The sequence below is a fragment of the bacterium genome, from assembly GCA_041648665.1.
GTDB lineage: Bacteria > UBA10199 > UBA10199 > 2-02-FULL-44-16 > JAAZCA01 > JAFGMW01.
On record JBAZOP010000059.1, the window covers coordinates 1 to 18,108 of the forward strand.

16 protein-coding genes are annotated in these 18,108 nt (G+C 58.7%); 11 read left to right on the forward strand and 5 right to left on the reverse strand.

Translation table 11 applies throughout. The features are described 5' to 3' along the window. The 10 genes from WC683_14425 to WC683_14470 all read left to right on the forward strand — a co-directional run. The coding region (locus WC683_14425; protein MFA4973804.1) for a hypothetical protein at positions 1-874 on the forward strand (874 nt) is incomplete at its 5' end. A gap of 42 nt (positions 875-916) precedes the next feature. Then, positions 917-1,885, forward strand: coding sequence for a hypothetical protein (locus WC683_14430; protein MFA4973805.1), 969 nt, complete (start codon positions 917-919; stop codon positions 1,883-1,885). Between the two features lie 108 nt (positions 1,886-1,993). Further along, on the forward strand, positions 1,994-3,349 hold the full coding sequence (locus WC683_14435; GenBank protein MFA4973806.1) for a chromosome condensation regulator RCC1: 1,356 nt from the start codon (positions 1,994-1,996) through the stop codon (positions 3,347-3,349). Between the two features lie 70 nt (positions 3,350-3,419). Further along, positions 3,420-4,514: a redox-regulated ATPase YchF gene (gene ychF, locus WC683_14440; protein MFA4973807.1), complete on the forward strand. Its 1,095-nt coding sequence runs from the start codon at positions 3,420-3,422 to the stop codon at positions 4,512-4,514. Between the two features lie 11 nt (positions 4,515-4,525). Further along, positions 4,526-4,963, forward strand: coding sequence for a hypothetical protein (locus WC683_14445; GenBank protein ID MFA4973808.1), 438 nt, complete (start codon positions 4,526-4,528; stop codon positions 4,961-4,963). A 20-nt stretch (positions 4,964-4,983) separates the two neighbouring features. After that, complete coding sequence (locus WC683_14450) at positions 4,984-5,496, forward strand: nucleoside-triphosphatase (GenBank protein MFA4973809.1); 513 nt, start codon at positions 4,984-4,986, stop codon at positions 5,494-5,496. A gap of 94 nt (positions 5,497-5,590) precedes the next feature. Next, positions 5,591-7,120, forward strand: a complete 1,530-nt coding sequence (locus WC683_14455; GenBank protein ID MFA4973810.1) for a radical SAM protein — start codon at positions 5,591-5,593, stop codon at positions 7,118-7,120. Then, the gene (locus WC683_14460) at positions 7,117-8,448 is read left to right on the forward strand and encodes an FAD-binding oxidoreductase (protein ID MFA4973811.1); all 1,332 of its coding nucleotides are present in this window, start codon (positions 7,117-7,119) and stop codon (positions 8,446-8,448) included. Before WC683_14455 ends, WC683_14460 begins: the two co-directional genes overlap by 4 nt. An 8-nt stretch (positions 8,449-8,456) precedes the next feature. Then, complete coding sequence (locus WC683_14465) at positions 8,457-9,353, forward strand: DMT family transporter (GenBank protein MFA4973812.1); 897 nt, start codon at positions 8,457-8,459, stop codon at positions 9,351-9,353. 60 nt (positions 9,354-9,413) lie between these two features. Next, on the forward strand, positions 9,414-9,830 hold the full coding sequence (locus WC683_14470) for a DUF5684 domain-containing protein (GenBank protein MFA4973813.1): 417 nt from the start codon (positions 9,414-9,416) through the stop codon (positions 9,828-9,830). A 65-nt stretch (positions 9,831-9,895) separates the two neighbouring features. Here the strand turns inward: WC683_14470 and WC683_14475 are convergent, their stop codons facing one another. Further along, positions 9,896-11,080, reverse strand: coding sequence for an aminotransferase class I/II-fold pyridoxal phosphate-dependent enzyme (locus WC683_14475; GenBank protein MFA4973814.1), 1,185 nt, complete (start codon positions 11,078-11,080; stop codon positions 9,896-9,898). A 391-nt stretch (positions 11,081-11,471) separates the two neighbouring features. Between WC683_14475 and WC683_14480 the strand changes: the two genes are divergently transcribed. Further along, the gene (locus WC683_14480; GenBank protein MFA4973815.1) at positions 11,472-11,720 is read left to right on the forward strand and encodes a type II toxin-antitoxin system Phd/YefM family antitoxin; all 249 of its coding nucleotides are present in this window, start codon (positions 11,472-11,474) and stop codon (positions 11,718-11,720) included. A 226-nt stretch (positions 11,721-11,946) separates the two neighbouring features. Here WC683_14480 and WC683_14485 read toward each other — a convergent pair whose 3' ends face one another. The 4 genes from WC683_14485 to WC683_14500 all read right to left on the reverse strand — a co-directional run bounded on the left by WC683_14485 (position 11,947) and on the right by WC683_14500 (position 17,967). After that, positions 11,947-12,846, reverse strand: coding sequence for an SUMF1/EgtB/PvdO family nonheme iron enzyme (locus tag WC683_14485; protein ID MFA4973816.1), 900 nt, complete (start codon positions 12,844-12,846; stop codon positions 11,947-11,949). Between the two features lie 392 nt (positions 12,847-13,238). Beyond that, on the reverse strand, positions 13,239-14,750 hold the full coding sequence (locus tag WC683_14490; protein ID MFA4973817.1) for a SpoVR family protein: 1,512 nt from the start codon (positions 14,748-14,750) through the stop codon (positions 13,239-13,241). Position 14,751: 1 nt separating this feature from the next. Next, entirely contained in the window at positions 14,752-15,855 is a 1,104-nt protein-coding gene (locus tag WC683_14495) for a DUF444 family protein (GenBank protein ID MFA4973818.1), read from the reverse strand. An 18-nt stretch (positions 15,856-15,873) separates the two neighbouring features. Further along, positions 15,874-17,967 (reverse strand): serine protein kinase, encoded by a 2,094-nt coding sequence (locus tag WC683_14500; GenBank protein ID MFA4973819.1) that lies wholly within the window; start codon positions 17,965-17,967, stop codon positions 15,874-15,876. Positions 17,968-18,108: the final 141 nt, after the last annotated feature.

Genomic DNA, 18,108 nt, shown 5'->3' on the forward strand with positions numbered 1-18,108 from the left:
CGATCTTCCTGTTCTCGGAGACACGGACACAGATACTGACACAGACACAGACATCGACACAGATACTGATACCGACACGGATACGGATGTTGATACAGACACCGATACCGATATCCCGGATGCCGGCCCGGACAGCGGTCCTGACACGGACACTGACACAGATACTGATACCGACACGGATACGGATACTGACACAGATACCGACACGGACATCGACACAGACACAGACACGGACATGGACGCCGGCCCGGACGGCGGGATCGACGCAGGGGTCGACGGCGGTATAGACACCGACACAGAGACAGACACAGAAACGGAAACAGAGACAGACACCGAGATCATCTACACACCCTATTCCTGCAAGTTCGTGGCAGAGGACTCCTGGGGCATGAAGTACGCGATGTTCATGGAATCGGTGAGCTATGAGAACACTCAGTTCAAGGGCGCGCTTGGAACCAACTGGATACTGGAGAGCGCGCGACAACAGCTCGCAGCAAACAGCTGGCCAAAGGACGCGCAGACCATCCCGGACTATGCGCTGGACCTCACCGGAACATATGAGTTCATCGGCGCAGTCGGCGAGTTCGGAGGCGAAATCACGCTCAGCAGTTGGGACACAGGACTTGAGTCTTTTGTCGAAGGCCTGATCCTCCCCATGACCGAAGCAGATGAAACGACATGCGATCCGACGCCGGTCGATCCGACCACGTCGAACGAACTCTATTTTACCCAGGACAGCGCCGTGAGCATGGACGTGGATTGCGACGACTGGGACGGAATCCAGTGCAATGCGTTTTCAGGCGCCGGCCTCATGTACTTCCCCTACCTCTTCGAGGACTATTGGAACATCACTATGGAGTGCGACGCCATATAGAGGCGAGCAGGGCGAAGTTAAACACGATCACGGAGGAACACCATGCGAGTAGACAAATATATTGTTGCCTTGAACACCCCCCCCTCGGACGAGGCCGTGCCCCAAGTCATAGATACAGAGGTCCCGCCGGACATATGGTCCGAGGCGCCCCCTGCGGATGAGCCCCCTGCAGACGAGGCCTTGCTCCCTGAAGATGAGGAGCTGCCTCCTGACTCAGAGACAGAAGAGACAAAGCCAGAGGAAGAAACAAAGGCAGAGGAAGAGGAGATCTTGCCGGCCAAGCCGGCTGACGTGAAGACAAAGGAGCGCCCGCTCGCCTGGCTGCTCCAGCTCGGGGCAAGCCCCCGGTACCGGATATTCACGGACTTCGCGGGCGAAGCGATGGAAGAAGGCAGAGGTGCCATGGGGCTTTCGTTCGACGTCATGACACCCAAGCTCGAAAGCGGGGCCAGGTTCTATTTCGGCGCCGACTTCCACGGCTGGAAAGACGCCATGTTCGCAGGGTTGAGACTCGGGGCAGCGGGTGACGTCACAGACCACATATTCTTAAAACTCGGCGCGAACCTCGGCTACATCGGCATCGAGGGCGCAGACGACGACAGCCAAAATGTCCCGATCGAGCTGAACAACCCCCCTGTCACTTCCGACGGCACGGCCTATTCCTTCAACCCGGTCTCCATGGACATGTCGATGAAGGGCGGCGCGCTGACGATATCGCCCGAGCTCGCCGTCACCTTCAAGCGCTGGGCGCTGGGCGGCGGAAAGACGATCTCCCTGGGCGCATTCATCGCCCTCGAAGCCGGCATCTACCTGGCCGCAGTGACCGACGAAGGCTGCAACTACGCCTATGACCCATACGCCGCGGACAGGGTGGAGGTGAGGCCGGACGGGAGCGGGAACGCGAGCTTTGAGCAGACGAGCGCGCTCGACTCGCGCTGTCGCGCGGACGAGCCCTCGTACGGCACCATCTTCGGCGGCGAGGCCGGCCTCCAGCTGGAATTCGGACTCTAATCCATAGGATATAGTAATTATATTTTTCTTGTGCTTTGGGGGACATGTACATAAAAATCAGCCCAAAGCAGCGTATCATTATATAGAGGGATTGAAGGAGGTTTCAAAATGTCCGACTTCAACATGGATCTCAAAAACCCGCTCACCTGGCTGCTCGCACCCCTGCTCGCCCCGATTGCCCTCGTGGGCGGATGTGACGAGGGCGGCAAGGCCGCATCCACGGACGTGGATTCCGACTCTGATATCGATTCAGATTCAGATACGGATGTGGACAGTGACACTGATGTAGATACAGACACTGACACAGATACCGACGTCGACACGGATACGGACACAGATACGGATACCGACGCAGACACTGATACGGACAGCACATGCATTGATTTTCTTACCGACATGGCAGCGATCTCAGCAGGAGGACAACATACTTGCGCCACTATGAAGGGCGGCAGCGTCAAGTGCTGGGGAGCCAATCTGCATGGTCAGCTCGGCGATGGGACAACGGATGACAGTTCTGTTCCGGTGAGCGTCACAGGGTTCTCTTCCGACGCGCAATCCATCTCTGCCGGTTGGTACCACACCTGCGCCGTGCTCACTTCAGACAGCTTCAAATGCTGGGGAGGTAACAACCGGGGCCAGCTCGGCAATGGAACAACGGATGACAGCTATACTCCGGTGGACGTCACAGGGCTCTCTTCCGACGTGCTATCCGTCTCTACCAATGAGTTTAACACTTGTGCCGTACTCACTTCAGGCGGCGTCAAGTGCTGGGGAGCTAACTTGTATGGTCAGCTCGGCGATGGGACAACGGATGAGAGTTCTGTTCCGGTGGACGTCACAGGACTCTCTTCCGACGTGGAATCCATCTCTGTCGGCCAGAGCTACACCTGCGCCCTGCTCACTTCAGGCGGCGTTCAGTGCTGGGGGAACAACTGGACCGGTCAGCTCGGCAATGGAACAACAGATAACAGTCCTGTTCCGGTGAATGTCACAGGGCTCTCTTCCGACGTGGAATCCATCTCTACCTACGGAAGTCACACCTGTGTCCTGCTCACTTCAGGCGGCATGCAATGCTGGGGTTGGAATGAATACGGCCAACTCGGCAATGGAGATACGGATAACAGCTCTGTTCCGGTGAACGTCACAGGACTCTCTTCCGACGTGGAATCCATCTCTGCCGGCTACGCCCATACCTGCGCCGCACTCACATCCGGCGACGTCCAGTGCTGGGGGAAAAACAGCTCCGGCCAGCTCGGCGATGGAGATACGGATGACAGTTCTGTTCCGGTGGACGTCACAGGACTCTCTTTTGAAGTGGAATCCATCTCTGCCGGCTGGAACCACACCTGCGCCCTGCTCACTTCAGGCGGCATCCAGTGCTGGGGGCATAACGGTTATGGCCGACTCGGCAATGGAACTACCGATAACAGCACCACTCCGGTAGACGTCGTGTGCGGCGAATAACGGCGACGCGGCATATCCATTGATCCAAAACCCTGTTGAATTGCCCCCCCACTCATGGCAGCATCGGGCCATGAGCATCAATTGCGGGATCGTGGGGCTGCCGAACGTCGGCAAATCCACCCTCTTCAACGCCATGACCGCGGCGCACGTCCCGGCCGAGAACTACCCGTTCTGCACAAAGGACCACAACACCGGCATGGTCGCCATGCCGGACGAACGCCTCGATCGAATCGCCGCCATCTTCAAGCCTGAGAGGGTCGTGCCCACGCAGATCGAGTTCGTGGACATCGCAGGACTCGTAGAGGGCGCGCACAAAGGCGAGGGCCTTGGCAACCGCTTCCTCTCGCACGTACGCGAGATGGACGCCATCGCGCACGTGGTCCGCTGCTTCGACGCGCCGGACGTGCCACACGCATACGCGAACATCGATCCGATCCACGACATCGAGGTCATCAACACCGAGCTGGCACTCGCCGACCTCGAAATTATCACCAAGCGCCACGAGAAGTTGGGTCACGCCGCAAAGGGCGGCGACAAGGCCGCAAAGGCGGAGCTGCCGGTGCTGGAGAAACTGAAGATCGCGATCGAGGCCGGAAAACCCGCGCGCAAGGCCGGCCTCTCGGAAGATGAGACCAAGGTGCTGGACGCGACCGGGCTCATCACGATCAAACCGGTGCTATACGTGCTCAACGTCAACGAGAGCGACGTGAAGAGCCCGTCCGAGCGGGTGAAGACGGCACTCGCATACGCTGCAAAGGAAGGCGCGCCTGCCATGGAGATCTGCGGATCGATCGAGGACGAGCTCGCCGACCTCTCCGACGAGGAGAAACGCGCGTTCCTGGACGACCTGGGGCTCTCCGAGCCCGGGCTGCCGAGGCTCATACACGCGGCTTACAAACTGCTCGACCTCATCACCTTCTTCACCAAGGACGGGCCCGAGGTGCGCGCCTGGACCGTGAAACGCGGGGCAAAGGCGCCTGAGGCTGCGGGCAAGATCCACACCGACTTTGAGCGCGGCTTCATAAGGGCGGAGGTCTATCCCTGTGAAGAGCTCTTCAAGTCAGGCTCGGAGCACAAGGTGAAAGAGGACGGCCATCTTCGCATCGAGGGACACGACTACGTGATCAAGGACGGCGACATCGTCCATTTCAGGTTCAACGTGTGACGGAGAGAAAAATGAAGACCATATTCAAGATCGCAATCTTCGGCGCAGCATGGGGGCTCATAGAGGCAGTGATCGGCGGCGCGCTCCACGCAATCCGCGTCCCCTACACCGGCCTCATCATGGCGTCCATCGGGTTCTCCATACTATATATCGCCCTCAGATCGGGCGTGAAACCCGCGCAGCTGTTTGGCGTGAGCCTTACGGCGGCATCGCTCAAGTTCCTCTCGGCCCCGATATTCTCCATCCCCCTCATGCAGAGATGCATCGTCAACCCCGCCGTCTCCATCGCCATGCAAGGCCTGTGTTTCTCGCTCGTCGCGCGCTTCTGGCCGAGCTTTGGACTGTCATCCCCGAGAGTTTTTATCGGGGATCCAGTCCGCAAATACACATGGAAACAACGCTTGACTGGATTCCCGATAAATTCACTCGGGAATGACAAAAGAAAATAGGGATTTTTAGAGGTGCCTAGATGCACTTCATCCTGACCGGCGAAATCGATTCAGGGAAGAGTTCGTTCGTGGAGGAGCTGCTCAAACGACTCGTCCGCGACGGCTGCGCTGTCAGCGGCTGGACCACGCCCGCCCACATGGAGCGAGGCCTCAAGGTCGGGCACGACTTCGTGGCGATCTCGGGTAGCAAGAGCAATCCGCCGATGATATTCACGAGGCCCGATCCGTTCGAGCAATCCTTCCCCTGGCGAAGGTTCCACTTCAACAAGCTCGCCTTCTCGCAATCGCAAGAGATAACACCCTGCTCCGACCTCTTCGTGATGGACGAGATAGGTCCGCTCGAGCTGGAAGATGAGATGGGGTTTGCGCCGGCCGCCGAGCGCGCGCTCAAGACAGCGCCGCACACCCTCACCGTGGTGCGCATGGGGCTGGTGGAACAATTTGTCGAAAACGCCTGTCTGGAAGATATCTCGGTGTTTTCGCTTTCCAGCAAGGACGAACTCGAGCGCTCCCTCAGAAAAGCCCTTCGGTAGCCCGTGAGAGAGCCCTGACAGGACCCTCTGGATGACGCGGTGCAGCGCCCGAAATCCTTGATTTATCCGGCAAAATCGGTTTTAACTCCTCATCATGACAACCCATCCGATACGCAAAATCGTGTTCATCGAGCCCAGCGCGCCGGGCTTCCACATCTACAAGAAATGGGGTCTGCCCAGGCTCGGCACGCTGATCCTCGGCGCCATCCTCAAGAAGGCGGGCTACGAGGTCAAAATCTTCCTGGAAGACATAAGGGGGATAGATTTTGACGACGTGTTCGACGCGGACTTAGTGGGCATCTCCACGATCACATCCACCGCGCCGCGCGCCTACGAGATGGCCGACATCGTCCGCAAGGCCGGCATCCCGGTCTTCATGGGCGGGCCGCACGTCTCCTTCCTCGTAGAGGAAGCTCTCACCCACTGCGATTACGTCATGCGCGGCGAGGCCGAGGACTCGATAATCCCGTTCATCAAGGCCCTCGAACAGGGTGAAGGCTTCGAACAGATACCCGGGCTCTGCTGGCGCGAAGGCGACGCCATAACACAGAACGAGATATCCCCCTTCAACTGCGACCTCGACAGGCTCCCCTTCCCCGACTTCTCCCTCGTCGGCGGCAATCGGAAGTTCAAAGGCGATCTCTCCATCACGCCGATCATAATGTCGCGCGGCTGCCCGTTCGGATGCAACTTCTGCGCAGTGACCAGGATGTTCGGCAGGAAATACCGCTTCCGCTCCGTGGACAACGTGATGCAGGAGCTGAGACAACTGCGTCCGGCCTGGGTCTTTTTCTACGATGACAACTTCGCTGCAAACCCCACGCACACCAAAGAGCTGCTGCGCGCGATGATCGCCGAAGGCATCACCCCCAAGTGGAGCGCGCAGGTGCGCATCGACGTGGCGGACGACCAGGAACTCATGGACCTCATGAAGCGCGCGGGCTGCACCTACGTCTACATAGGCATCGAATCGATCAACCCGAACACGCTCAAGGCCCTCAACAAGGGCCAGACCCCGGAGCGGATCGAGTGGGCCGTGAACCGCATAAACGCCTACGGCATCAACATACACGGCATGTTCATCTTTGGGTCCGACCAGGACGACCCTGAGACGATAAAGGCGACGGTCAAGTTCGCGAAACGCACCTCGCTCGCCTCGGTCCAGTTCATGGTGCTCACCCCTCTGCCCGGCACTCCGGTATACGAGAATCTGCGCGACGAGGGCAGGCTCATCTGCAAAGACTGGGGCTATTACGACGCGCACCATGTGGTCTTCCAGCCCAGGGGCATGAGCGTGCTGCAGCTGCAGAAGCTCACGATGAAGGCGATGCTCAAGTTCTACTCGCTGAGGCAAATACTGAACCGCCTCTTCAGGTTCGACATATGGACGATGGCCATCCGCGCCTACGGCTGGCGCATGACGCGCAAGAGCCGCAGCAGCATGAAGGAGTTTCTGAGCCACCTGAGGGACGCGCGCCAAGGCATCGAGCTGCGCGCGCACAGGACCTCGGACGACCTGAAGGAGATGCTCAGCAAGGTGAACCTCGACAGGATCAGACAGCTCAAGGAAGAGAGGGTGAGGAAGTGGCGTTCCCAAACAAGGGCACGGGGGGAAGCGACATGACGCAGGTCTCTCATGAAACCATAGTCAAAGCCATATGCGAACAGGTCAGGTCCAGGGCCGGCCGAAACTCCCCGGCGAGGATACGCAAGGCCGCCCTCTCCCACTTCGTGCCTAATCCCAAAGAAAAGGACGACCTCCCGAAGATCGATCTCTCTCTGCTCACGAGGGTTCTCACGATCGACGAGGACGCGCGCACGTGCACCGCGGAATCCGGAGTCAGCTTCTCCGACCTCGTGAAAGCCACGCTGGAGAAGGGGCTCATCCCCTGCACCGTGCCCGAGCTCAAGGGCATCACCGTGGGCGGCGCGGTCTCCGGCTGCTCGATAGAGTCGATGTCCTACAAGCTCGGAGGGTTCCACGACAGCTGCCTCGAATACGAGCTGGTCACCGGCGCAGGCGCCGCGATCACCTGTTCGCCCGAGCGCAACGCGGAGCTCTTCCACATGCTGCACGGCTCGTACGGCACGCTGGGGCTCATCACCAGGGCCAAGTTCAAGCTCATCCCGGCCAAACCTTACGTGAAGATGACCTATGAGAAACACCGCTCCTTCTCCGAGTTCTGGAGGGAGCTCCGCAACCACTGCAACAGGGCTGACCACGACTTCATCGATGCGATAATCCACTCCAAGGACTCGTTCGTGATCTGTCTGGGAGACATGGCGGACGAAGCGCCCTACACGAGCAATTACGACTGGCTCAAGATATTCTACAAGAGCACGAACGAGCGGACGGAGGACTACCTCACCACCTACGACTACTTCTTCCGCTACGACGCCGAGTGCCACTGGCTCACAAAGACCGTACCGTTCATGGAGACGCTGCCGGCCAGGCTCCTGCTCGGCAAGATGCTGCTGGGCTCCACGAACCTCATCAAGTGGTCGAAGCGCGTGAGCCCGATGATGAAGCTGAAGAAGCGGCCCGAGGTCGTGGTCGACGTCTTCATTCCGTCGCGCCGCTTCGAGGACTTCTACCGCTGGTACGAGCGCGACTTCGACTTCTATCCGCTCTGGATCGTGCCCTACAGGTCCCCCCAGCTCTACCCCTGGATCAACGACAGCTACGCCAAGGGCATCGACGACACGCTCTTCATCGATTGCGCGGTCTACGGCAAGAAAAACTCGCGGCCGGACATAGACTACTCGGAGCTGCTCGAGCGCAAGACCATCGAGCTCAACGGGCTGAAGACCCTCATCTCCCGCAACCACTTCGACGAGAAAACCTTCTGGAAGGTCTACGACAAACCGCGCTACGACAAGATCAAGGCTCAGACCGACCCCTCCGGCGTGTTCATGAACCTCTACGACAAGTTCAGCCCGAAACATTATTGAAAGGCGCCATGCCGGCTGCAGACGGAAAGAGGCAGGCTGCGGCAATCGCAACCCTGGTGCTGGTCACGGCCTTCTGGGGCGCCACGTTCGTCCTGGTCAAGTGGACCGTTGCGACCGTGGACGTCTACTACTTCCTCTTCCTCCGCTTCGCCCTGGCCGCATCTCTCCTCGCCGCGATCTTCCACAGAAAGCTCCGAAGACCCAGGCCCGCCACGCTGCTGGCCTCCCTCATCCTCGCCTCACTCATATTCTTCGCGTTTGCGCTCCAGACCGAAGGGCTCAAGATCACCACCGCCTCCAACTCCTCACTGATCAGCGGGATGTATATGGTCATGATACCGTTCTTCGTCATGATCTATCCGAGGAAGAAGCCGGACGGCTTTGCCATAGCCGCGGTGGCGATCGCCTCCGCCGGGCTCTTCCTGCTCACCAGGTTCTCGCTTACGGGTCTCAACGCGGGAGACCTGATGACGCTCGGATGCGCAGCGGCATTCGCCTGGCACATCACCCTCACCGGCGAATTCACCTTCAAACACGAGATAGCGCAGCTCGTAGTCTTCCAGATTGCCTTTGTGGCCCTCATGAGCCTCGTCGCAGTGGCTGCCCGGGGGACCCCTTTCACCGGCCTGCCGCCGATCGGATGGCTCACCCTCGCAATCACGGCCGTATTCGCCACCGCGCTCGCGTTCACGGTGCAGACCTGGGCCCAGCGGGTGGTGGATCCCACCCGCACCGGCATCATATTCGCCCTGGAAGCGGTCTTCGGCGTCTTCTTCGGATGGCTGCTGGGGGGCGACTCCTTCACCTCTCTCTCCCTCCTGGGCGCCTGCCTGATGGTCGCAGGCATGATGATCTCCGAAATCAAGCCGCTGGCCAAGTACGCCATGGATAAACTCTTCGCTTAGATTGACGTCGCGTCCTTTTGCTGGTATTTTCAGTTCAGAAATCAAAAAAAGGGGGACTATATGGGCGAACAGGTGGTGGTCGAACAGCTTCAGATTCAAGATATCCCGCCGGGAGTGGCCGGGATGAGCATGGGCATGATCGTCCTCATGGTCGTCGCCTATCTCTTCTGGGCCTATTGCATCGCAAGGATCGGCAAGAAGCTGGGCATGCCTCTGGGCTCCACGTTCGTATGGGCCCTGATCCCGATCGCCAACTTCTTCCTGCTCCTCAAGCTCGCGGCGAAACCGATGTGGTGGTTCATCCTGCTGCTCATCCCGATCGTCAACATCGTGATCATGATCCTCATGTGGATCGGGATAGTGGAGAGGCTGGGCAAGCCGACGTGGTGGGGGGTCTGCATCGCGCTGGTGCCTGTACTCAATCTCATCCTCTTCCTGATGCTCGCCTTCGAGAAACCGAAGGCCGCGACTGCCTGAGGCTCATTGAGATGAGACGAAAAAGGGCTCCTTTCGGAGCCCTTTTTATTTGTGATATCATACAGTTAGATGAGAGCGGGGAGACGGCGCGCGATCCTGTCCGCAGCCTCTTTGCACTGATCGACCGTGGGCACCATGGCCAGCCTCACAAACCCCTCGCCCGGATTGCCCTCCGCCGTCTCGTCGCCGATCCAGTTGCCGGGCGTGGCCACGATCGCGATGGCGGGATCGAGCAGGAGCTTGGCAAAATCGACGGAGGTCATGTTGCGCGGGACCTCCTGCCATATATACAGCGTAGCCGCGGGCCTGCACTCTGAAAGCCCTGCGCGCTTGAAGGCATCCACCACGATATCGCGCTTCTCTTTGTACAGCGCGCGCAGCCACTCCACGTGTCCCTCGTCCGAGAGCGCCGCTATGGCCGCCTCCTGGATAAAAGTCGGGGTGCCGGAATCGATGTTGGTCTTGAGCTTCTTGAACGCGGCGATGATATCGCGATCCCCCGCAACCCATCCGACCCGATAGCCGGTCATGCAGCTGCGCTTACTGAGCGACTGGAAGGCGACCACCCCTTCGCGCGCAAACTCGAGTATCGAATGCGGCGGGGCGCCGTAGTAGTTCTCAGTGTACGCCTCGTCCGAGGCGATGATGACATTGTGCTTCTTCCCAAACTCGATCGCACGCCTGAAGAAATCAGCGTCGCAGACCGCGCCGGTGGGGTTGTTGGGATAGTTGATCCACATGATCTTCGCGCGGCGGGCGACATCCAGCGGGATGGAATCGAGGTCAGGCAGGAACCCGTTCTTCTTGCAAAGGTTCACGAAATAAATTTCGCCCTCGGCAAAACGCGCGCCCCGTGAATACGGCGGATAGCCGGGATTCGGGCAGATGACTACGTCGCCCGGGTTGACGAAGGCCTCGGGGAAGTTGAAGACCGATTCCTTGGCGCCGATGGATGCGCTGATCTCTGTCTCAGGATCGAGAGAGACGTTGAACCGCCTCTTGGTCCACGCGGCGATCGCCTTTCTATACCCCTGCGAGCCGACGTAGCTCGGGTATCCGCCGCTCGCGTGCCGGTCCGCGCCCTGCTTCAGGGCGTTTCTCACGATCTCAGGCGTGGGCTCGGTCGGATCGCCGACGCCGAAGTCGATTATGTCGATCCCCTTGGCCCGAAGTTCCGCGACCTTTGCGTCGATCTCCGCAAACGGATAACCGGTCAACCCGGAAAGCCTCTTAGACACTGCGACTGCCATAACCCCTCCTGCGAAGCGTATTACCTGCAATAAACGCCCTCAGAGGTCAAGGACTCAAACACTGCTCCGGGTGCCAGTTCAGGGCAGCCACCTTTATTGTCATTCTGAGGCGGAGCCGAAGAACCCCCTGCAGACGTGACGGCTCGGCAGTGTCTGCCTCGCTTCGGCTCGCTCTCTCAAACGCCGTTCGCTCGCCTGCGCATTCGGCGCCGCTATATCATAGGGCTGCTGAATGCGGCGCCTCCTGACGCCGCTCGGCAAACACTCCCGAGCCGTCACGTCAAGTCGGCACTCAACGCCATTTTTAATTGATAGCAGGCGCCTGCCCTTCAATGAAACCTCTACGCTGAAAGCAAAACATTATTGACATTAGCTACATTGGAGACATCATATGAAGATGAAGAGCGTTGCGCTGCGCGATATGAAGACCGGCTTCAGCGATTACATCACCCAGGCGCAAAAGGATTATATCTTGATAACAAAGCACGGGAAGCCTGCGGCCATCGTCTGGGGGGTCGAGGGGCGCGATCTCGAAGACATCTTCTACATGACCAACCGCGCGTTCTGGACCACGATGCGCAAGCGGCGTTCACAGAAATCCATGCCCTGGAACAGCGCAAAACGCGAACTTGGTCTTTGAAGCGGAGTTTCTCCCACCCATCGCGCTCATCTCGCCCCCCGTTTGTCATCCCCAAGTTCCTCAACACGACGTCATCCCCGAGCGCTTTAATCGGGGATCCAGTACTTCTCAAGGGATCCCCGCTTTCGCGGGGATGACAAGCAGGGACGGGAATGACAGAATATCAAAAAAACGCCGCGCACTTGAGTGCGCGGCTAATGAAAAGACAAAAGAGTAAAAGTCTACATTACTTCTCAGAGTCCTGGAGCGCAGCAACCCGGAAACCAAAAGCGTTGTAACGGATGTCCGGGAGGAAGTCGAAGCGATTAGCCGCGCGCAAGAGCACAGGAACGTCATTGAACCAGGAACCGCCGCGCAGGCCTCTATATGTACCTTCATCAGGACCTGCGGGATCCACGCCACTCAGCATATATACGTTCTCTGCATACCAATCCTTCACCCACTCCCCGACATTGCCGGTCATGTTGAAGAGCCCATAGGCGTTCTTCGGGCCCCAGCCCACGGGCGCGGTTCCTTCCTGCCCAAACCAGGCCTCGTCATGACTAAGGCGGCCCGAAGGCGTGCCATAGACGCGCCAGCCGAAGAAAGGCCTTCCCTGACTTATCAGATTCTGAAATGGCTCCGATTTGGGATTCGTGATTATATCTCCCAGGACGCCGAACACCAGATTCTCGAACCGGCCATCGATGAAATCAACGACGTCGGCTGGTTTGAAGCTCCCAAGTTCCGCCTCCATCAGTTCCGGTATATTTACCGCCGGGCCACGGGCCGCGTTTTCCCACTGTGCCTCAGTGGGTAGAGCGAGTCCGCCACCACTCTTTTTCAAATACTCGATCGCATCGTTGTGCGACACAATAGTTACAGGATGATTCTCAGGCGCGCCCTCTCTTACCGAACGTCCCATCACCTCGCGATACTTCGATTCGCTTGTCGCAGTTTCACCGATCGCATAGGAAGAGAGTTGAACCCAATGAGGTATGGCGTCTTTAAACGCACTCGACCCAATCACCGTAAGTCCGCCCGGAATACCAACCATATTGTGGCCCGCGATATTCATCGCAGCAAACGATGTTAGTGCCGGTGCAGTTATCCCTGCGCAAAAAGGGTTCGTTGTCATGCCTGGCATAATGAATATCCTCCTTTATTTGCTATTGTTCGATATATGTCCCTTTATCGTACCGTGACAAAAAAAGTTGCTCGATATTTATCCCCCCTATATTTTCTAATTATGATGGCATTACAAGGAGTTGCAAAGCTGCATCCAGGGACACGCGCTGGGCGGGAAGGACCTCTGCCCGATATACAGCAGCGTTTTCGGGCCCTCTCGATGGCTGACTTGGGCTGGCTTCGGGTGGCGGCGGGTCGGGGGACCCCCATTTGACGCCAGCAGCCGCGCGATGAGGGGACGCTTCTCCTTCTGAAAAGAGAAGCGTCCCCGCCTATTGGTGATTGATCACGGCGATGCCGCAAATGGGGGTGAGCCCGGCGACAGGACCCGAAGCCAACCCGATGTCTTGGTTAAATCCGTTCTTCTTTTATCTCGGTGCCGTCGAAGATGATGCGGGTGGGGACGCCGCCCGAGATGGTCTCTATGCCGACCGGCCGGCGCCAGGCCTTGTATATATTTTTGAGACAGGCGCAGGCGTAGTCATAGCGCAGGTCCACGCCCTCGTGGGTGTGCTTGAGCATGAGCTCCCCGCGATTGCGGAAGTTGCCGTCCTCGACCGCGATCATCGGGTGTCCGAAGTTCGTGAGCTGGAAGAGGAACTGCTTCTTTATCTTCTCGAACTCGTGGCTCGCGACCTCCATCTGATCGGAGGAGAGGTTGTAGGCGTAGACGAAGAGTCTGTGCTCCTGGCAGAACTCTGGGGTCAGGAATTCGTCGATGAACGTGACGTCGTTGTAGATGCGGCGCACCTCGAATATCTTCTCGCGGCCAAGGCCGAGCTTCTTGTCCCACTTCCTTCGAGCCACCATGTCGTCGCACTCCTCGTACTCCTTGCCGAAGCGACCCTTGTTCCAGCGGTCCTCTATGTCGCGCAGGAGCTCCAGACCGATCTTGTACGGGTTGATGCGTGTCGGCCCCATCGCAACAGTTCCGGAGTGATGGTCCGCATAGTCGATGACCTCAGAATCCTTGAGCGCCCGCTGGGTCATGATCTTGGAGTGCCAGAAACTGGCCCACCCTTCGTTCAATATCTTGGTCTGGCCCTGCGGGGCGAAGTAGTACGCCTCTTCCCTCACTATCGAGAGGATGTCGTGCTCCCACTTCTCCAGAGGGGCGTTCTCCAGGAGGAAGAGGAGCACGTCCGTCTCGGGATGCTCCGGGAATTTTTTCTCGAGTTTCTCCTCATTCGCGATGACCCTGCGCTGCTCCTCCATGAACTCCTCGGGGTTCACGAATTTCTCCAGGTACGGCCGCTCGGCCTTCAGCTTATGGACCTCCCTGCGTCCCGCCAACCCCCTAACCTCCGGCGCCCTTCGTCGCCTGATCGCCGGCGCGTGATAGTCGATGAGCGTGTCCAGCGACAGGCACGCGTCCACGAAATCCTCGACCTTCTCCTGCCCCTGTTCGTCGATGTGGCGGAGCACGCGTGTCCTGTGGTTCGCCATCTCGTCCATCATCTTCCGGTTGGTATGGGCGAAGTAGACGTTGTTCTTGAAGAAGTCGCAGTGTGCATAGACGTGCGCCATCACGAGTTTCTGGTCCACGATGCCGTTGGAGTAGAGGAGATAGGCGTAACACGGGTCGGTGTTCACGACCATTTCGTAGATCTTCGACAGCCCATACGCGTAGCTCTTCGAGAGCTGCTCGTACTCCATGCCGAAGCGCCAGTGAGGATATCGATTGGGGAAACCGCCGAAGGCCGCCACCTCGTTGAGCTGGTTCCAGTCCAAAACCTCGAATATCACGTCGAAGAAGTCGAGGCCGTACTCGCGCGCGTAGCCCTCGATCTCGCGCTTCAGGGCATGCAGCTCCGGCGGGAGCGAGGTCATGTATTTCGAAGAGTAGGACTTTCCGCTAGCCATGCTATTTGCCCTTGCCCAGGAATGTCTTTATCGATTCCACGATCGCGCCACGGTCCGGTATCCTCGACGTGACGAGGATCTCGTGGCCCGGGAATCGGGCGTCGAGATCCTTGAGGAACTGGCCGCTGCCGTATTCGCTCTCCACCTGACCATAGCAGAAGAGGTTGCAGATCGGGAACATCTCCTTCTCGAGCATGTTCATGCACTCCTCTGTGTCGTTGCCTGACCAGTTGTCCCCGTCCGAGAACTGGAAGGGGTATATGTTCCACTCCGCTGGGTTGTAGCTCTCCTCGACCATCTTGAGGAAGAGCTTGTACGCGGAAGATATGATCGTACCCCCGCTCTCCCTCGTGTGGAAGAACGTCTCGCGATCGACCTCGCGCGCCACCGCGTCGTGAATGATGTACCGTACGTCCACGTTCTCATATTGCGAGCGGATCCAGGTGTCGATCCAGAACGACTCCAGCCTCACGATGTCCTTCTGCTCGTTGCCCATGGAGCCGGAGACGTCGAGCATGTAGACGATGAGCGCGCGGCTGCGCGGGTTCTTCACCTCTTTCCACGAGCGATAGACCTTGTCCTCTCGGACCGGGACGATCAGCGGCCTCTTGGGATCGTATGTGCCGCTCATTATGTGGCGCTTGAGCGCCTTCTTGAACGTGCGTTTGAAGTGGCGAAGGCTCTCCGGGCCGGTGGGCGCCATGCCGGTGTATTTGACGCTCCGGGTCTCGAGGTCCTGCGCGCCCTTGGGTTTGATCCTCGGGAGCTCCAGCTCCTCTCCCAGAAGCGCCGCGAGCTCCTCGAAGGTCACCTCGACCTCTACGAGGTGATCCCCCGGCGCGTTTCCGGCCTGGGACGCCCCCTCTCCCTCGCCGGGCTGCACCGCGGAGCCGTCGCTGCCGTCCCCCTGGCCTACGCCGCCGGCCTGCTTATCGCCATAGACGAAATGCGGGATGTCGATGCGCGGGATCGGAATGCTGACCAGATCCTTGCCCTTCTTGCCGATGAGTTCGCCCGTGCTTATGAACTTGCGCAGCTCCTTTTTGACGGCGCCGCGCACGATCTGCTTGAACCGAGCGACATCCTGGTCGATCTTCTGTGCCATAGCTTCTCGCGTCGACGCTTAGCCCTGCGATCTACGCTCCCTTATATCCCCGCGTGCGAATATCGAGGCCACGAAGTTGAGCACGTCGGTGGCGCAGGTCTCGCAGTAGCCGTAGTTCTTGATCAACCTCGATTTGACGATGTCGATCTTCTCCTGCGTATCCTTGTCCACCACGCTGGAGACGAGGCTCGTGAGCTTGATCGAGTCCTTCTGGTCCTCGAAGAGCTTGAGCTCCAGGGCCTTGTTCAACCTCTCGTTGGTCTTGTAGTCGAATTTCTTGCCCTCGAGCGCAAGCGCGCCGATGTAATTCATGATCTCGCGGCGGAAATCGTCCTTGCGGCTCTCGGGGATGTCTATCTTCTCCTCGATGGAGCGCATGAGCCTCTCGTCCGGCTCCTCGTCCTGGCCGGTGTAGGGATTTCTCACCTTCTCCTTCTGCGTGTATGCCTTGAGGTTGTCTATGTAGTTGGAGCAGAGCCTCGCGATCGCGTCCTCGTCCGCGGAGATGGCGCGCTGCACCTCGTTTTTCACCACGTCCTCGTACTCCTCCTTTACCATGGCGAGCAGGTCTCTGAAGCGCTTCTTCTGCTCCTCGCTCTTGATGAGCGAGTGGTGCCGGAGGCCCGACTCCAATTCGTTCAGCACCATGAACGGGTTGACGCAGCGACCGCCCACGTCGGAGACCAGCGCGTTGGATATCTTGTCCTGTATGTAGCGCGGCGATATGCCGTCCAACCCCTCGCGCACCGCCTCCTTGCGCAATTCCTTCACGTTGTCCTCGGTGAATCCGGGCAGCGTCTTGCCGTCGTAGAGCTTGAGCTTCTGCATGAGCGTGAGGTTCGCCTTCTTGGGTTCCTCGAGGCGCGTGAGCACCGCCCACATCGACGCCATCTCCAGAGTATGCGGGGCTATGTGCTTGCCGCGGACCACGTGCGGCCCGTAATCCTTCTCGTATACCTTTATCTCCTCGTGGAGCTTGGTGATGTAGGGTATGTCTATCTTGACCGTGCGGTCCCTCAGCGCCTCCATGTACTCGTTGTTGAGCAGCTTCTTGTACTCCGCCTCGTTGGTGTGGCCGATGATGACCTCGTCTATGTCGGTCTGCGCGAACTTTTTGGGCTTGACCTTGTGCTCCTGCGAGGCCCCCAGAAGGTCGTAGAGAAACGCGACGTCGAGCTTCAGGACCTCGATGAATTCTATGATCCCGCGGTTGGCTATGTTGAACTCGCCGTCGAAGTTGAACGCGCGCGGATCGGAGTCTGAGCCATACTCCGCGATCTTGCGGTAGTTGATGTCGCCGGTGAGCTCCGTCGAGTCCTGGTTTTTCTCGTCCTTGGGCTGGAAAGTGCCTATGCCGATTCGGTCCTTCTCCGAGAGCACGATCCTGCGGACCTTGATGTGGTCGATGACCTTGGACCAGTCTCCGTCGTACTGCTTGAAGAGCTCCTTGTAGATATAGCGGCAGCTGGGGCAGAGCTCGCCCTCGATCATGATCCTGTGGTCCTCGGGGAGTTTGGTGTTCATCTCGTCGAGGATTCGGTCCCTGAGCTCCAGCGGGATGAGGTGCAGCGGCTCCTCGTGCATGGGGCACGGTATCTCCTCGACCGTGCCGAAGACCTGTCCCTTGTCGTCGAGCTTCTTCTTGGCCCAGCTGTAGGTGTACAGCGCGCCCTCGGGAGTCCCCGTGTACGCCTCGAGGCCCTTCTTCAGCATCCTCGCTATCGTCGACTTGGCGCCGCCGACCGGGCCGTGAAGCAGTATGATGCGCTTCTCCGTGCCATAGCGGCGCGCGGCCGACTGGAAGACGTTGACGAGCTTCATAAGCGGGAGGTCGAGCCCGTAGAGCGCGTCCTTGCCGTCGCCGATCGGGTCCTCGAAGAAGCGATAGTGGATGATCTTCTTCTTGTGCTCCGTGTACTCCTCGAACCCGTAGGAGAGTATCATGTCGTAGAGCCGCTGGAACGCGGTGTCGGCCACCTTCGGGTTTCGCTCGACCGTGTGCATGTAGTCGGCGAAGCCACCCTCCCAGTTGAGTTCCTGGTAGCTCTTGACGTCGTGGAGCTCCTTGATCATCTTCATCAAGTCGTGGACCTGCGAATTCGGTGTCGACATAAACCCTCCGAGAGTGATTGCACGCAATGCGGCGTGCGCTATTTCAACATCTGCTGCTCGTTCTCTTTTATGGTGGAACGCACCACCGAACGAAGGAGCGCGTTACGGTTGGCCCTTCCCACCAGCGCCCTGAGATCGTCG